Genomic DNA, 15,207 nt, shown 5'->3' with positions numbered 1-15,207 from the left:
GTGCCTGAACGGCTGGATCAGAAGTCCATGCCGCCCATGCCGCCGCCGGGGGGCATTGCCGGGCCGGCGCCGCCCTTCTTGGGCAGCTCGGCGACCATGGCTTCCGTGGTGATCAGCAGGGCCGCAACCGAAGCTGCGTTCTGGATCGCGGTACGGACCACCTTGGTCGGGTCGATGATGCCCTTCTTGACGAGGTCGGCATAGTCGCCGGTCTGGGAGTCGAAGCCGTAATTGTAGGCCTTGTTCTCCAGGATCTTGCCGACGATCACCGAGCCGTCTTCACCGGCGTTGATCGCGATCTGGCGGGCGGGAGCCGACAGCGCCTTGCGCACGATCTCGACGCCGGTCTTCTGGTCGTCGTTCTTGGTGCGCAGGCCCTTGAGCTGCTCGGAAGCACGGAGCAGGGCGACGCGGGCAGTTGGATCGCGGGTGCTCGCGCGAACGCGCAGCGCCCAACCAACTGAAATCACTCGGGATGCTGTATGTCGCGCGTTGTTCTGTGTTGTTCTTGACAGAGGCCCGTGGAGTCTGTATTGGAACAACGAGGAACAACAGAGCCCCGCGGAGGAGAATATGGTTTCGCGCTTCACTGCAACGAAAGTTCGCTCAAATCGTCCCGGCTGGAGTGTCACGTTCCGTCATCCGGTTCGGACCGACAGTAAGAACAAGAAGGGATTGAAGGTGAGAAAGGGTCTAGGAACCTCCGACGATGCCCGGGCCGACGAATTGGTTGGGCAATTGAACGAGCTATTGGGGGACGAAACATGGTGGACTGGGGACAAGCGTAAGGATGCGGATCATCAGTTTGATCCAGTTGTGGTGTCGATCTTTTTCGAGGGAATGGAGACCGGATCCTTCAATTCAGCAGCGAAGCGCGATCTAGTCATTCCTTTGCCGACAGCAACGGATGGATATAGCCGCGCATTGCTGCTCGGAACTACTGGAGCGGGCAAGACCACGCTTCTGCGCCATCTCATAGGGACGGACCATGAGGTGGATCGTTTTCCATCAACGTCTACCGCCAAGACAACAACGGCCGACACGGAAATTGTGACTTCGGAAGGTGGCTATGAGGCTGTCGTTACGTTCATGCCCGAGCATCAGGTTCGTGCATACATCGATGAATGTCTTGAGGCGGCATGTCTTGAGGCTGTCCAGGGAAGTTCGCCAGCAAAAATTATGGCTGCCCTACTTCAGCATGAGGAGCAGAGGTTCCGGCTTTCGTATGTGCTGGGAGGCTATTCCACTTCGCAGGGGAAGGCTGATGATGATGAATTCTCGTTCGATGACGACGTCGCCGAGGTTGCCGAAATTGCTCCGCACGAAATGGTGAGCGGTAAGGAGCAAGAACAGAATCGTGCACGCTTGGAGCATTATCTGTCGACGATTGGCGATGTTGTCTCGGACGTGGAAGCTAGAGTGAAACGAGAGCTGGGCGAGCTAAGGTCAGAGATGACTGCCGATGATCGTGCTGCTTGGCTCGAAATTTTTGGAAACGAAATATTTTATGACGGGGCATTCGCGGAGCTTGGGCTCGATCTCATGGAGGATGTTGCACGTCGATTTGACATGGTCTCGACAGGGACCATTGAGCGTTCTGCCTCAGAGTGGCCGACATGTTGGACGTATGCCGAGGCGGATCGCGCGACGTTCCTTTCCAGCGTACGGTGGTTCGCTAGCAATCATCATCTTCAGTTTGGAAGGCTACTTACGCCTTTGGTCGATGGCATTCGTGTGCGTGGTCCATTTTATCCTGCATTTGAGGGGGCTGTCCAACCCAAGCTTGTTTTAATTGATGGCGAAGGAATCGGTCATGCCGCGAACGACGCCTCTTCGATATCTACGCGAATTACGCAGAAATTCGATTCAGTAGATACGATACTTCTCGTCGATAACGCGCAGCAACCCATGCAAGCCGCTCCATTGGCGTTGCTGCGTACTGTTGGCACTAGCGGATTTTCGCGAAAGTTGGCAGTTGTCTTCACTCATTTCGATCAGGTCAAAGGTGCAAATCTTTCTACCTTTGCTCAAAAGACGGATCATGTGACTGCTTCAGTTAAGAATGCCATGTCGAGCATTCGCGATAGCGTTGGGGCCGGGATAGCTGGCACGTTGAATCGACAGATCGAGAGGAACTCGGTGTTTCTCGGTGGACTGGATCGATCGACTGATAAGATTCCGGCTGGTTTCATCAAGGAGCTGTTGAAGCTTCTTAAGATCGTGCACGAAGCGATTGTTCCGTCAGCCGCGGTCACAGTTGCTCCGATCTATCAGTTTAAGGGCCTTGAAATCGCAATGCGGGACGCGATTGATGCCTTCAGAAACCCTTGGCACGGGCGACTAGGGCTAGGATATCATGATGGGGTATCAAAGGAGCATTGGACGCGCATCAAGGCGCTTAGTCGGCGACTGGCAAATGGAGTGGATGAGTACAGTAATCTCCGTCCCGTGGCCGATCTCCTTGGCTGTCTGCAGGAGGAGGCTGCCAAATGGCTCGATCGGCCAGCGGAATGGAAGGGAGTGCCAGCTAACGATGAAGAGCGGGAGGCTGCGCTCGATCCAATACGTCAGCTTGTATTTGCAAAGCTTCACGATCTCGTATCAACGAGGCTTCGTGACGACCAGCTGTCTAGATGGAGGGAGGCGTATCAATTCTCCGGGAAGGGATCGGCGAGCTTTCGAGCTGATTTGATCAACGATATCCATCACGAAGCCGCCCCTCATATGAGCGCGGCTATGACGCAAGATGCGCGAAATTTTTTGAACAAGCTGTATGTGATACTTCAAGACGCAATTGCGGAGGCTGGAGGTGAAATCAAATCGCTGGCCGCTTGAGACGAGACTTGAGGCTCTCGATTGGTACTGTGGACACGACCAAGAAGCCGATGTCCGCTTCCGAACCGTTCCTCAAAAACAAAAACCCCGGCATCGCTGCCGGGGTTTCGTCGTTCTTGAGGTGGTTGGACCTTAGAAGTCCATGCCGCCCATGCCGCCGCCGGGGGGCATTGCCGGGCCGGCGCCGCCCTTCTTGGGCAGCTCGGCAACCATGGCTTCCGTGGTGATCAGGAGCGCGGCAACCGAGGCTGCGTTCTGGATCGCGGTACGGACCACCTTGGTCGGGTCGATGATGCCCTTCTTGACGAGGTCGGCATATTCGCCGGTCTGGGAGTCGAAGCCGTAATTGTAGGCCTTGTTCTCCAGGATCTTGCCGACGATCACCGAGCCGTCTTCACCGGCGTTGATCGCGATCTGGCGGGCGGGAGCCGACAGCGCCTTGCGCACGATCTCGACGCCGGTCTTCTGGTCGTCGTTCTTGGTGCGCAGGCCCTTGAGCTGCTCGGAGGCACGGAGCAGGGCGACGCCGCCGCCCGGGACGATGCCTTCCTCGACAGCCGCACGGGTCGCATGCATCGCGTCATCAACGCGATCCTTGCGCTCCTTCACCTCGACCTCGGTCGCGCCGCCGACGCGGATCACCGCGACGCCGCCGGCGAGCTTGGCCAGACGCTCCTGGAGCTTCTCACGGTCGTAGTCCGAGGTGGTCTCCTCGATCTGCGCCTTGATCTGGGCCACGCGCGCCTCGATGTCGGCCTTCTTGCCGGCGCCGTTGACGATCGTGGTGTTCTCCTTGTCGATCATCACCTTCTTGGCGCGACCGAGCATGTTGAGCGTGACGTTCTCGAGCTTGATGCCGAGGTCTTCCGAGATGGCCTGGCCGCCGGTCAGGATCGCGATGTCCTGCAGCATGGCCTTGCGGCGATCGCCGAAGCCCGGAGCCTTGACGGCCGCGACCTTGAGGCCGCCGCGCAGGCGGTTCACGACCAGGGTCGCGAGCGCTTCGCCTTCGACGTCCTCGGCGACGATGACCAGCGGCTTGCCGGTCTGCACCACGGCCTCGAGCAGCGGCAGCAGCTCGTTCAGCGAGGAGAGCTTCTTCTCGTTGATGAGGATGTAGGCGTCGTCCATCTCAACGCGCATCTTGTCGGCGTTGGTGACGAAGTAGGGCGAGATGTAGCCGCGGTCGAACTGCATGCCCTCGACGACGTCGAGCTCGGTCTCGAGCGACTTGGCTTCCTCGACGGTGATGACACCCTCGTTGCCGACCTTCTTCATGGCGTCGGAGAGGAACTTGCCGATCTCCTGGTCCCCGTTGGCCGAGATGGTGCCGACCTGGGCGATCTCCTCGTTCGAGGTGACCTTCTTGGAGTTCTTCTGCAGGTCCGCAACCACGGCTTCGACCGCGAGGTCGATACCGCGCTTCAGGTCCATCGGGTTCATGCCGGCGGCGACCGACTTGGCGCCTTCGCGCACGATCGCCTGGGCCAGCACGGTGGCGGTGGTGGTGCCGTCGCCGGCCGCGTCAGCGGACTTGGAGGCGACTTCGCGCACCATCTGCGCGCCCATGTTCTCGAACTTGTCCTCGAGCTCGATCTCCTTGGCGACGGTGACGCCGTCCTTGGTGATGCGAGGAGCGCCGAACGACTTGTCGAGCACGACGTTGCGGCCCTTCGGGCCGAGCGTGACCTTCACCGCGTTGGCGAGGATGTCGACGCCGCGCAGCATCTTGTCGCGCGCATCAACCGAGAATTTGACTTCTTTGGCTGCCATGTGGGTTTTTCCTTGAGATGTTTGACTGGAGGGAGAGAGGGGCTCTTAAGCCGCCTTCTTCTTGGACTCGCTGACTTCGAGAACGCCCATCACGTCGCTCTCCTTCATGATCAGCAGGTCCTGGCCATCGATCTTGACCTCGGTGCCGGACCACTTGCCGAACAGCACGCGGTCGCCGACCTTGAGGTCGATCGGGATCAGCTTGCCGGCTTCGTCGCGGCCACCGGGACCAACGGCGACGACTTCGCCCTGGGAGGGCTTTTCCTTGGCAGTGTCGGGAATGATGATGCCGCCAGCGGTCTTCTCTTCTGCGTCGATGCGCTTGACCACGACGCGGTCGTGAAGCGGACGGAATTTCATGCAGTCCTCCTAAGCATTTGCTCGGGTTGAGGTTTTGAGATTGTTAGCAGTCGGTGCCCGCGAGTGCTAGCACACGCGGAGGTGAAATAGGACAGGAATTTTGCGGGGGCAAGGGTTTGTAGCAAAAAAATCAGCACTCGGAAGCGCGCATTGCCAGCTTCTCTCGCCATCGTTAACCGAGCCTCGCGCCCGTATTAGCACGGAGCGTTCTCTGCTGCTAACGCGTTGAATTTCAACAGCTTGTTAAACTTTTGGGCTTGAGATGGATTGTCAGTTTGCGTCACATTTCTCTCATGTGAGCGCATCAGTACCGGGTGGCTCGTAAGGCGCACACCGACCAAGCCGCCCCTCGAATGCGCTCCTGCAAAGGAGGTTTGGCATGGGACTGCGGAATGGGGCCGTTTCCGAGGATTTCCGGAAACAGATGCTGGGTTACGGGCTGACGACGGCACAGATCCTCTATCGGATGCCGGATCATCCCTCGCTGCTTCAGACCTACGTCTGGCAGAACTACGACATGTTTCCGAAATTCCCGGCGCTGAAGGATTTCCTGGCGTTCTGGCAGGAGAAGCTCGACGGCCCCCTCCATTCGGTCACCGTGGCGCATTCCAAGCTGATCAAGCCGGCCGAGCTGCGCGCCGTGGACGGCGTGTTCCGGCTGCATTGAAATGGAGACGGTGCAGAGAGCGGGCAAAGGCGCGTGCGCGCCGTGCCCGCGATCTCTCGCGATCCTCAACGGTGGGTACGCCTCGCTTTGCGCACGCCACGAGACCCGTTTCCGTGCTAGCCTCTCAAAATAACAACAGGGGAGGCACCCAATGGCCACGAAGACCAAATCGCGCGGTGCGGTGCAAGCCGTTGCCCAGAAACGAAGCAGCGCCAAGGCCGCTGTGCGCGTGCCGGTCAAGCAGCCGGCGGTCCTGGCGGCGAAAAAACCCGCGCGCCCGCGGCAACGCATCGCCATCAGCCATCACCGCGAGGAAGACTTTAGGGCCGACGGCCTGCGCGCCTACGCGAAATACCGCGACCTCGGCATTGCCGAGGCGACCCACGGTCTTGCGCAGGCGCATGTCATCCGCCTGCAGGGCCCCTGCAATCCCGCCGAGGTCTCCAAGCTGCACTTCCACGACGTCGAATTCCAGATGGTCTACGTGCTCAAGGGCTGGGTGAAGACCTACATGGACGGGCAGGGCGAGACGCTGATGAAGGAAGGCAGCGCCTGGACCCAGCCGCCGAAGATCAAGCACATGATCCTGGATTACTCCGACGACGTCGAGCTGCTGGAGGTGATCCTGCCGGCGGAATTCAAGACGGTGGAGTTGAAGGCCTGATGTCATTCCGGGGCGCGCGTAGCGCGAGCTACGGTGCGCAATTGCGCACCATAGTTCGCGACTTCGTCGCGCCCCGGAATGACGGCCGGTGGAGTAGTCTAAGCCACCACCCCCACCACCGCGCCCATCAAGCACGTGGTCAGCGTCCCCGACACGATCGACTTCAGCCCGAGCGCGTTGATCTCCTCGCGCCGCTCCGGCGCCATCACCCCCAGGCCACCGACCATGATGCCGAGGCTGGCGAAATTGGCAAAGCCGCACATCGCGTAGAGCATGATCAGGCGCGAGCGCGGATCGAGCGCGCCGGGCGGCAGCTTTGAGAAATCGACATAGGCGATCAATTCGTTGAGCACGGTCTTGGTGCCCATCAGGCTGCCGGCGGTGATCGCCTGATCCCACGGCAATCCCATCAGCCAGCACACCGGCGCCATCACCAGGCCGAGCAGTCGTTGCAAGGAGATCGCGGCACCGCCGATGTGAGGCAGCAGGCCGAGCATGGCGTTGACGAGATAGACCAGCGCCACCAGCACCAGCAGCATGGCGACGATGTTAAGCAAGAGCTCGAGGCCGGCGGTGGTGCCTTTCACGATCGCGTCCATCGTGCCGGACATTTCCATTTCGGGATCTTCAAGCGCGCCGCCGGTGCGCCGGTCCGAGATTTCAGGCACCATGATCAGGCTGACGAGGATCGCGGCGGGTGCGCCCAGAACCGAGGCGATGACGAAATGCGCGGCGGCGTCGGGGATGAGGGGCGCCAGCAGCGTTGCATAGAGCACCAGCACGGTGCCGGCGATGCCCGCCATGCCGCCGGTCATCACCAGGAACAATTCGCTGCGCGTCATCTGCTTGAGGTAGGGCCGCACGAACAGCGGGGCCTCGACCATGCCGAGAAAGACGTTGGCGGCGGTCGACAGGCCGACCGCGCCGCCGACGCCGAGCGTCCGCTCCAGCAGCCAGGCCATGCCGCGCACGATCGGCGGCAGCACGCGCCAGTAGAACAGCAGCGTCGTCAGCACGCTCATGACCAGAACGATCGGCAGCGCCTGGAACGCCAGGATGAAATCGGCGCCCGGCACCTTGACGTCGAAGGGCAGGGGCCCGCCGCCGATATAGCCGAACACGAAGGCGGACCCGGCGCGCGAGGCCGCGGAGATCGCACCGACCGCGTCATTGATGGTGCCGAAGGCGTGAGCGACGATCGGCAGCTTCAGCAGCACGATCGCGGTGGCGAAGGTGATGAAGAGGCCGATCGCCGCCTGGCGCAGCGACACGGCGCGCCGGTTCTCTGCCAATGCGAAGGCGATCAACAGCAATGCGAAGATGCCGAGTGCCGATTGCAGCCGCAGCATGATGTCCCCGAACCCTCGGCGATTATGGCCGCACCGGCCTTGCAAAGGCAATGCCGTCGTGGTGGCCCCGGAGGAAGCTGTCCCGAGCCAGCGTCAGGTGGAGAGTTTGAAGTCGAGATGGTCGCGTGTCCCGGCCAAGCTGCAACGCGTCAGCGTTGCGGCGCAGAGCCGGGACCCAGCTTCGCTTCGCGAGCCGCAGCATGAGCCTCGGCTCTGCAGCGCAGCGCCGAAGGAGCGCTGCGCCGCGTCCGGGGCACGAGATCGTGGGTTTCGTAACGCGCTTCGCTCGACGTGTCAGCCCCGCCCGACGAACGGCATCTTGGTCGCCATCACCGTCATGGTCAGCACGTTGGCATCGAGCGGCAGGCCGGCCATATAGGCCACGGCGTCGCCGACCGCCTTGGCGTCCATGCGCGGTTCGTGCTTGGTGGTGCCGTCCGGCTGCAGCACGCCAGGGCCGTTGACCATGCGATCGGTCATCGGGGTCGCGGCATTGCCGATGTCGACCTGGCCGACCGCGATGTCGTACATGCGGCCATCGAGATTGCTGGCCTTGGTCAGGCCGGTGATGGCGTGCTTGGTCGAGGTGTAGGCGGCCGAGAACGGCCGCGGCGCATGCGCCGAGATCGAGCCGTTGTTGATGATGCGGCCGCCGCGCGGGTCTTGGTCCTTCATGATGCGGAAGGCGTGCTGGGTGCACAGGAACGGCCCGGTGAGGTTGGTGTTCACCACCGCCTGCCATTGCTCGAGGCTGAGGTCCTCGAACGGCACGGCGGGCGCGCCCATGCCGGCATTGTTGAAGAGCACGTCGAGCCGGCCGTAGGTCGCCTTCACCTTGTCGAACAGCGCGGCAATGGAATCCGGCTTGGTCATGTCGGCGGTGACGCACAGGCTTTTTCCTGCCGGGCCGAGCTTTGCAGTCTCCTCGAGCATGTCGAGCCGGCGCCCCGTGAGCACGACGGTGAAGCCGGTATTCATCAGCGCCAGCGAGGCCGCGCGCCCGACGCCGGTGCCGGCGCCCGTCACCAATGCGATCTTTTTTGCTTCACTCATCGTTTCCTGCCTTTGCTCATGTTGTCAGGTTTTCGGTTCTTTTTCGTTCTTGTAGGGCGGCCGCGGAATGTTCTGATGCGCTGCGCGCAGCGCCGCCGACCAGCGCGAGCGCAGGTCGTGGAAATAGGGCTCGCCCGCCTCGATGCGGTGGTTGAGGTCGGCCTCGCAGGCGTCCGAGCGCACCACCAGCACGTCGATGGGAAGGCCGACGCCGAGATTGGAGCGCATCGTCGAGTCCATCGAGATCAGGCCGGTCTTCAGCGCCTCGTAGAGCTCGACGTCGTAATGCATGGCGCGGTCGAGCACCGGCTTGCCGTATTTGTGCTCGCCGATCTGCAAATAGGGCGTGTCGGTGGTGCACTCGATGAAATTGCCGGCGGTGTAGACCATGAACAGGCGCATCCGCGAACCCTTGATCTGGCCGCCGAACAGGAAGGAGACGTCGAAGGACACGTCCTCGGACTTCAAGGCAGGGCCTTCGGTGGCGTGCACCGCCCGGATCGCCCGGCCGATGCGCTGGGCGGCCTGGAACATCGTCGGCGCGTTCATCAGCGTCTCGAGCTCGCCCGTGTTGGGGTCCTCCAGGCCTTCGGTCAGCGTGGAGAGAACCGACTGGCTGATGGCGAGGTTGCCGGCGCTGGCGATCGCCATGATGCGCTCGCCGGGCTTGGAGAAGATGTGGAGCTTGCGGAACGTGGAGACGTTGTCGAGGCCGGCATTGGTGCGGGTGTCGGCGATCATCACCAGACCGTCCCGAACCAGGATTCCGCAGCAATAGGTCATTTCCATTCCCCGAACGCGTTTGCGCGGAATTACTAGCCAATTTCAAGGAGGCATGAAACCCCCGATTCCGACCGTCATTCCGGGGGCGCGACGAAGTCACGAACCCGGAATCCATTCATCGACGAACTTTGCGGCTCGATGGATTCCGGGCTCGCGCTGCGCGCGCCCCGGAATGACGGCGTGAGACGGCAGCTTATTCGCCGGCATCAACAAGAAACGCCTGATCCACGGGCACGCCGAGCGCCGTCACCAGGCGGTTGGTCTCCGCGGCCATGCCGACGATGGCGAGCATCTCGGCATATTCGGCCTCGCTCATGCCCTTGGCGCGTGCAGCGGCGGTGTGCGAATGAATGCAATAGCTGCAGCCATGCGCGATCGAAACCGCCACGTAAAGCATTTCCTTGACCTTGGGATCGAGCGCGCCGGGCGCCATCACCTCCTTGATGCTCTCCCAGGTCCGCCGCAGCGTCTTCGGATCATGCGCCAGCGCGCGCCAGAAATTGTTGACGAAGTCCGACTTCCGCACCTTGCGGATATCGTCGAAGACGGCGCGCGCTTCAGGGGAGAGCTCATCGTCCGAAAGCAGTTTGACAGTGGCCATGGGTACCTCGCGGAGGGCTGGTCCTGCGAGTGTAGCATGGCTGATGCGATCCGACGGCTGCGGCTAGCCCTGCCGCTGGGATTGCGATTGCGACGGCCCGCCGCGGCCGGCCTGCTCGACCTTCACGGTGACTGTCAGCGTCTCCGTGCCGCCGCCGTAGCGGGTGCCGCGCACCGGGGCCGCGCCGAGATAGTCGAGCCCGATCGCGACGCGGACATGGGCGTCGGTGGCGCAGATGCTGTTGGCGGGATCGAAGCCGACCCAGCCGAGGTCGGGCACGTAGGCCTCCGCCCAGGCATGGCCGGCGTCCTGATGCAACAGGCCGTCCGCGCGCAGGAAGTGGCCGGAGACGAAGCGCGCCGGCACGCCGCCGGCGCGGGCGCAGGCAATGAAGATGTGCGCGTAGTCCTGGCACACCCCGCGCTTGAGCGTGAACGCCTCCGCCGCCGAGGTGCCGCTATGGGTCGGGTCCTCGTCGAACGTCATTTGGTCGGCAATCTCAGTCATCAGCGTGTGCAGGAAGCCGAGCGTGTCGCTCTCGGCCTCGCTGCGCAATTGGCGAGCAACCGCCGTCATCGCCGGGTTGACGGAGGTGAGGTCGGTCGCGCGCAGGAACATGCCCGCCGGAAAGCGTTCGTCGGCGCCGCGCAGCACGCCGCCGGTGTCGTGGGTCTCGATCAACCCTTCGGCGGTGATCTGGATGTCGCCGACCGGCCCGCAGGACAGCACATGGGTGACGTTGCCGAACGCGTCCTCGTGCGTGTCGAGCTTGGTGTCGGTGGAGACGTCGATCTGCCATTCCGCCACATATTGCCCGTCATGGCTGCCCGGCGTCATGCGCAGAATCTGGATCACGCTCGTGGCCGGCGGCTCGTAGCGATAGGTCGTGGTGTGCAGGATTCGCAGGCGCATGGCGGACCGTTGTGCTCGTGGTTAGGCCCGACTGCCGCCGCAAGGAAGCTCGTCATGCCCGGGCTTGTCCCGGGCATCCACGCTCTTCTCGACGCGCGAAGGCAAGAACGTGGATGGCCGGGACAAGCCCGGCCATGACGGTATCCTATTTCGTCAGCCGAGGGACATCAGATCAAATACTGCTTCGTGATGATTTCGCCCAGCCTGGAATTGTCCGTGATGAATTCCTGAATGAATTCATGCACGCCGTGCTGGAAAATGTCGTTCATGTTGCTGTGCTCCAGCCGGTTGCGGATGCCGCGGGCGTGGCGCTGGGCTGCGCCCTGGCGGCCATAGGCGACGCCGATCTGGTCGAGGTTGCGGACGAGATTGCCGTAGCAGCTCGCCAGCGAGCGCGGCAGCGTGTCGTTGAGAATGAGCAGGTCCGCGATCAGCCACGGCTTCAGCGTCTCGCGATAGACCCAGTGATAGGCCGTCAGCGCCGAGACCGAGCGCAGGATCGAGCTCCACTGGTAGAAGTCGAGCGGGCCGCCGACATGCTCCTCCTCGGGCAGCAGCACGTGATACTTCACGTCGAGAATGCGCGCGGTGTTGTCGGCGCGCTCCAGGTGCACCCCCATCCGCGAGAACCAATAGGCGTCGTTGCGCAGCATGGTCCGGTAGGCCGAGCCGTCGAAGCGCAGCGAGGTCTCCTGCACGAAGCGCAGGAACTTCGCGAGCTCCTCGCGCGTCGAGGCACCCTTGCTCCACACCGCCTGAAGCTCGATCCAGGCCGAGTTGATGGTGTCCCACATCTCGCTGGTCAGTGCCGTGCGCACCGAACGCGAGTTCAGCCGCGCCGCCTCGATGCAATTCCTGATCGAGGACGGATTGTCCGCGGAGAACGAGAGGTATTCGACGACGTTGTGCTCGTTGGCTTCCTCGTAGGTCTGGTAGAAGCTGGCGGCGACGCCGGCGGTGAGCAGCGCCGAGTCCCATTCGTTAGTCTTGCCGATATAGGCGGCGGGAAGCGCGGTGACGCGCAAGGTCGCATCGATGGTGCGCGCGAGATATTCGGCCCGTTCGACGTAGCGGGCGAGCCAATAGAGGTTTTCGGCGGTACGCGACAGCATCTGCTACTCGTCCAGGATCCAGGTGTCTTTGGTGCCGCCGCCCTGGCTCGAATTCACCACCAGGGAGCCTTCCTTCAGCGCAACACGTGTGAGGCCGCCCGGCACGATGGTCGTGCTCTTGCTGCCCGTGAGCACGAAGGGCCGAAGATCGACATGGCGTGGTGCAAGGCCCGATGCGGTGCAGGTCGGGCAGGTCGAGAGCGCCAGCGTCGGCTGCGCGATGAAACCCTCCGGCTCGCGCTTGAGCTTGTCGCGGAACGCTTCGATCGTCGCTTTCGTCGCGGCGGGGCCGATCAGCATGCCGTAGCCGCCGGAGCCGTGCACTTCCTTGACGACGAGCTCGCTCAGATTGTCCAGCACGTAGGCGAGATCCTTTGGCTCGCGGCAGCGCCAGGTCGGCACGTTCTTCAGGATCGGCTCCTCGCCGAGATAGAATCTCACGATGTCCGGCATGTAGGAATAGATCGCCTTGTCGTCGGCAATGCCGGTGCCGACGGCGTTGGCGAGGGTGATGTTGCCGGCCGCATAGGCCGACATCAGCCCGGGCACGCCGAGCACGGAATCGGGACGGAAGGTGAGGGGATCGAGGAAGTCGTCGTCGACGCGGCGGTAGATGACGTCGACCCGCTTCAGCCCTTCCGTCGTCCGCATGAACACTTCGTTGTTCTTGACGATGAGATCGCGGCCCTCGACCAGCTCGATGCCGAGCTTGTCGGCCAGGAAGGAGTGCTCGTAATAGGCCGAGTTGTAGACGCCCGGCGTGAGCAGGGCCACGGTCGGCTCGCTGGACGCGCTTTGCGGCGCGACCGAGCGGAGCGCGGCGAGCAGCTCATCCGGATAGCGCTCGACCGGCGCCACCTTGTGGCGGGCGAACAGGTCCGGAAACAGCCGCATCATGATCTCGCGGTTTTCCAGCATGTAGGACACGCCGGACGGCGTCCGCGCGTTGTCTTCCAGCACGATGAAGTCCTCGGCATCGACCCGGACGATGTCGATGCCGGCGATGTGCACGTAGACGTCGTGCGGCACGTGCTGGCCGTTCATCTCGGGCCGGAACACCGGATTCTGGAAGATCAGATCGTCAGGCACGATCTCGGCGCGGAGGATGTCGCGGCCGTGATAGATGTCGCGCAGGAACATGTTGAGCGCGCGCACGCGCTGCTTCAGGCCCTTCTCCAACAGGGTCCATTCCTTGCCGGACATGATTCGCGGGATGACGTCGAAGGGGATCAGGCGTTCGGTGGATTCGGCCTCGCCGTAGACCGCGAAGGTGATGCCGATCCGGCGGAACAGGAGCTCGGCCTCCTGGCGGCGATATTCGAGCGCCTCGGGGGGCGTCTCCTTGAGCCAGCGCGCCAGCTCCTGATAGGCGGGGCGAAGGTCCCCGCCGGGAATGTTCATTTCGTCAAACGCGACTGCCATAGATCCCGACTTGTCTCCGCAAGGCGTTGCGCCATTGGACAGGCCGCAAGGCCTTGTTGAAGACCGCAACGTCCTGTGGCCATGCGGCAAGAGTGCATGACTTTCATGTGGTAGCAAGGGCCGGGCCAGCGCGATAAGCATGGCTTGGCAGCATTTGCCTGATATGGCCGGCGGCCTGCCCGAAAAAATGGCGGAGGACTGCTTATTTCGGCAGCAAAACCGCGTGACTTCAACGCGTTACCCCGGCAAAGTCGGCGCTACAGGTGAGGGACTTGAGTTATGAGCGAGATCGTCACGGCGGGCATTCTGGTCATTGGCGACGAGATCCTGTCCGGCCGAACCAAGGACAAGAATATCGGCTTCATCGCCGAATACCTGACCAATATCGGCATCGACCTGAAGGAGGTCCGGGTCGTCTCCGACGACGAGGCCGACATCATCGCGGCCCTGGATGCACTGCGGCATCGCTACACCTATGTCTTCACCACCGGGGGCATCGGGCCGACCCATGACGACATCACCGCCGATGCCGTCGCCAAGGCGTTCGGCGTCGGCATCGACCACCACCCGGAGGTTGTCGCTCGTTTTCGCGAGCGCTGGAGCGAGCAGGACCTCAACGAGGCCCGCCTCCGCATGGCCCGCATCCCCGACGGCGCCGAGCTGATCCAGAGCGCGACCATCCTGGCTCCCGGCTTCAAGATCGGCAATGTCATCGTCATGGCGGGCGTGCCCTCGATCATGCAGGCGATGATGGACATCGTCGCACCCAAGCTGAAATCGGGCGTGCGCATGCTCTCCGACACGGTGCGCGCCAACGCGCGCGAGGGCGACATCGGTGGTCCGCTGCGGGCGATCGCCGCCGCCCATCCCGACACCATCATCGGCAGCTATCCCTTCATGGACGAGGATTCGAAACCGAACACCAACCTGGTGGTGCGCTCGCGAGATCCCGAGAAGCTGGCGGCAGCGATGGCTGCGGTGAAGGAGATGCTGGCAGGATTGAACGTCAGCCGTTAAGCCCGCGGCTTGCCGGACGTTTTACGACGCAGGAGACGACAATGGCTGGTGAAGCACCGGAACTGAGCGCACAGGAGCGGGCGGGCAGGGCCTTTCCGGTCTCGTGGGACCAATTCCACCGGGATTGCCGGGCGCTGACCTGGCGGCTCAACGAGGTCGGTCCGTTCCACGCGGTGATCGCGATCACGCGCGGCGGCCTCGTGCCGGCCGCGATCGTGGCCCGCGAGCTCGGCGTGCGCGTGATCGATACGGTCTGTATCGCCAGCTACGATCACGACAAGCAGGGCGAGCTCCAGGTCCTCAAGGGCATTTCGGAACAGGCCATGAAGCTTGGCGGCGGCACCGGCAAGGGGCTGTTGATCGTCGACGACCTCGTCGACACCGGCAAGACCGGCCGGCTGGTGCGCGAGATGTTGCCCGACGCGCATTTCGCCACCGTCTACGCCAAGCCGAAAGGGCGCCCGCTGGTCGATACCTTCATCACCGAGGTCTCGCAGGACACCTGGATCTTCTTCCCCTGGGACACCGCGCTGTCCTACCACCCGCCGCTGCGTGACGGGGCGGCGTGACCGTCGCCGTCATTTGCGAGCGCAGCGAAGCAATCCAGAAATGTGTCCGCGGAAATAGTCTGGATTGCTTCGTCGCCAGCGCAAATTGCT

Annotated in this window: 14 protein-coding genes and 1 pseudogene; 5 read left to right on the top strand and 10 right to left on the bottom strand. The window is 62.6% G+C overall.

Annotated features, from left to right (window positions below; genetic code table 11):
* Positions 1 to 17: 17 nt before the first annotated feature.
* Positions 18 to 422, bottom strand: a pseudogene (locus DCM79_RS16280) (TCP-1/cpn60 chaperonin family protein); the annotation flags it as partial.
* A gap of 151 nt (positions 423 to 573) precedes the next feature.
* On the opposite strand from DCM79_RS16280, the gene DCM79_RS16275 reads away from it, so the two are divergent.
* Positions 574 to 2,835 (top strand): hypothetical protein, encoded by a 2,262-nt coding sequence (locus DCM79_RS16275; protein WP_257175339.1) that lies wholly within the window; start codon positions 574 to 576, stop codon positions 2,833 to 2,835.
* A gap of 132 nt (positions 2,836 to 2,967) precedes the next feature.
* On the opposite strand, the gene groL is transcribed toward DCM79_RS16275, so the two are convergent.
* Positions 2,968 to 4,608, bottom strand: a complete 1,641-nt coding sequence (groL, locus tag DCM79_RS16270) for a chaperonin GroEL (RefSeq protein WP_257175338.1) — start codon at positions 4,606 to 4,608, stop codon at positions 2,968 to 2,970.
* A 45-nt stretch (positions 4,609 to 4,653) separates the two neighbouring features.
* Positions 4,654 to 4,968, bottom strand: coding sequence for a co-chaperone GroES (locus tag DCM79_RS16265; protein ID WP_025037205.1), 315 nt, complete (start codon positions 4,966 to 4,968; stop codon positions 4,654 to 4,656).
* A gap of 379 nt (positions 4,969 to 5,347) precedes the next feature.
* On the opposite strand from DCM79_RS16265, the gene DCM79_RS16260 reads away from it, so the two are divergent.
* Positions 5,348 to 5,635: an usg protein gene (locus tag DCM79_RS16260; protein ID WP_049820194.1), complete on the top strand. Its 288-nt coding sequence runs from the start codon at positions 5,348 to 5,350 to the stop codon at positions 5,633 to 5,635.
* Between the two features lie 151 nt (positions 5,636 to 5,786).
* A complete protein-coding gene (locus DCM79_RS16255) occupies positions 5,787 to 6,299 on the top strand; it encodes a cupin domain-containing protein (RefSeq protein WP_257175337.1) in 513 nt (170 codons plus the stop codon).
* Between the two features lie 98 nt (positions 6,300 to 6,397).
* Here the strand turns inward: DCM79_RS16255 and DCM79_RS16250 are convergent, their stop codons facing one another.
* From DCM79_RS16250 to DCM79_RS16220, 7 genes are all read right to left on the bottom strand, one after another.
* Positions 6,398 to 7,648 carry a NupC/NupG family nucleoside CNT transporter gene (locus tag DCM79_RS16250; protein WP_257175336.1) on the bottom strand — a complete coding sequence of 417 codons (1,251 nt, stop codon included), beginning with the start codon at positions 7,646 to 7,648 and terminating at the stop codon, positions 6,398 to 6,400.
* 294 nt (positions 7,649 to 7,942) lie between these two features.
* A complete protein-coding gene (locus DCM79_RS16245; protein ID WP_257175335.1) occupies positions 7,943 to 8,701 on the bottom strand; it encodes an SDR family oxidoreductase in 759 nt (252 codons plus the stop codon).
* A gap of 24 nt (positions 8,702 to 8,725) precedes the next feature.
* Positions 8,726 to 9,484, bottom strand: coding sequence for a proteasome-type protease (locus tag DCM79_RS16240; RefSeq protein WP_126257829.1), 759 nt, complete (start codon positions 9,482 to 9,484; stop codon positions 8,726 to 8,728).
* 193 nt (positions 9,485 to 9,677) lie between these two features.
* Positions 9,678 to 10,085, bottom strand: a complete 408-nt coding sequence (locus DCM79_RS16235; protein ID WP_257175334.1) for a carboxymuconolactone decarboxylase family protein — start codon at positions 10,083 to 10,085, stop codon at positions 9,678 to 9,680.
* 63 nt (positions 10,086 to 10,148) lie between these two features.
* Complete coding sequence (locus tag DCM79_RS16230; protein ID WP_257175333.1) at positions 10,149 to 10,997, bottom strand: transglutaminase family protein; 849 nt, start codon at positions 10,995 to 10,997, stop codon at positions 10,149 to 10,151.
* A gap of 167 nt (positions 10,998 to 11,164) precedes the next feature.
* Positions 11,165 to 12,109 (bottom strand): alpha-E domain-containing protein, encoded by a 945-nt coding sequence (locus DCM79_RS16225; RefSeq protein WP_257175332.1) that lies wholly within the window; start codon positions 12,107 to 12,109, stop codon positions 11,165 to 11,167.
* A 3-nt stretch (positions 12,110 to 12,112) separates the two neighbouring features.
* The gene (locus DCM79_RS16220; protein WP_257175331.1) at positions 12,113 to 13,531 is read right to left on the bottom strand and encodes a circularly permuted type 2 ATP-grasp protein; all 1,419 of its coding nucleotides are present in this window, start codon (positions 13,529 to 13,531) and stop codon (positions 12,113 to 12,115) included.
* 279 nt (positions 13,532 to 13,810) lie between these two features.
* Between DCM79_RS16220 and DCM79_RS16215 the strand changes: the two genes are divergently transcribed.
* Both DCM79_RS16215 and gpt read left to right on the top strand, forming a co-directional pair.
* Positions 13,811 to 14,548, top strand: coding sequence for a molybdopterin-binding protein (locus DCM79_RS16215; protein WP_257175330.1), 738 nt, complete (start codon positions 13,811 to 13,813; stop codon positions 14,546 to 14,548).
* Between the two features lie 41 nt (positions 14,549 to 14,589).
* Entirely contained in the window at positions 14,590 to 15,117 is a 528-nt protein-coding gene (gpt, locus tag DCM79_RS16210; RefSeq protein ID WP_063195254.1) for a xanthine phosphoribosyltransferase, read from the top strand.
* The last annotated feature ends 90 nt before the right edge of the window (positions 15,118 to 15,207 follow it).

Origin of the sequence: Bradyrhizobium sp. WBOS07 (assembly GCF_024585165.1) — a bacterium.
GTDB classification, from domain to species: domain Bacteria; phylum Pseudomonadota; class Alphaproteobacteria; order Rhizobiales; family Xanthobacteraceae; genus Bradyrhizobium; species Bradyrhizobium japonicum_B.
This window is presented reverse-complemented; position numbering and strand designations above follow the sequence as displayed.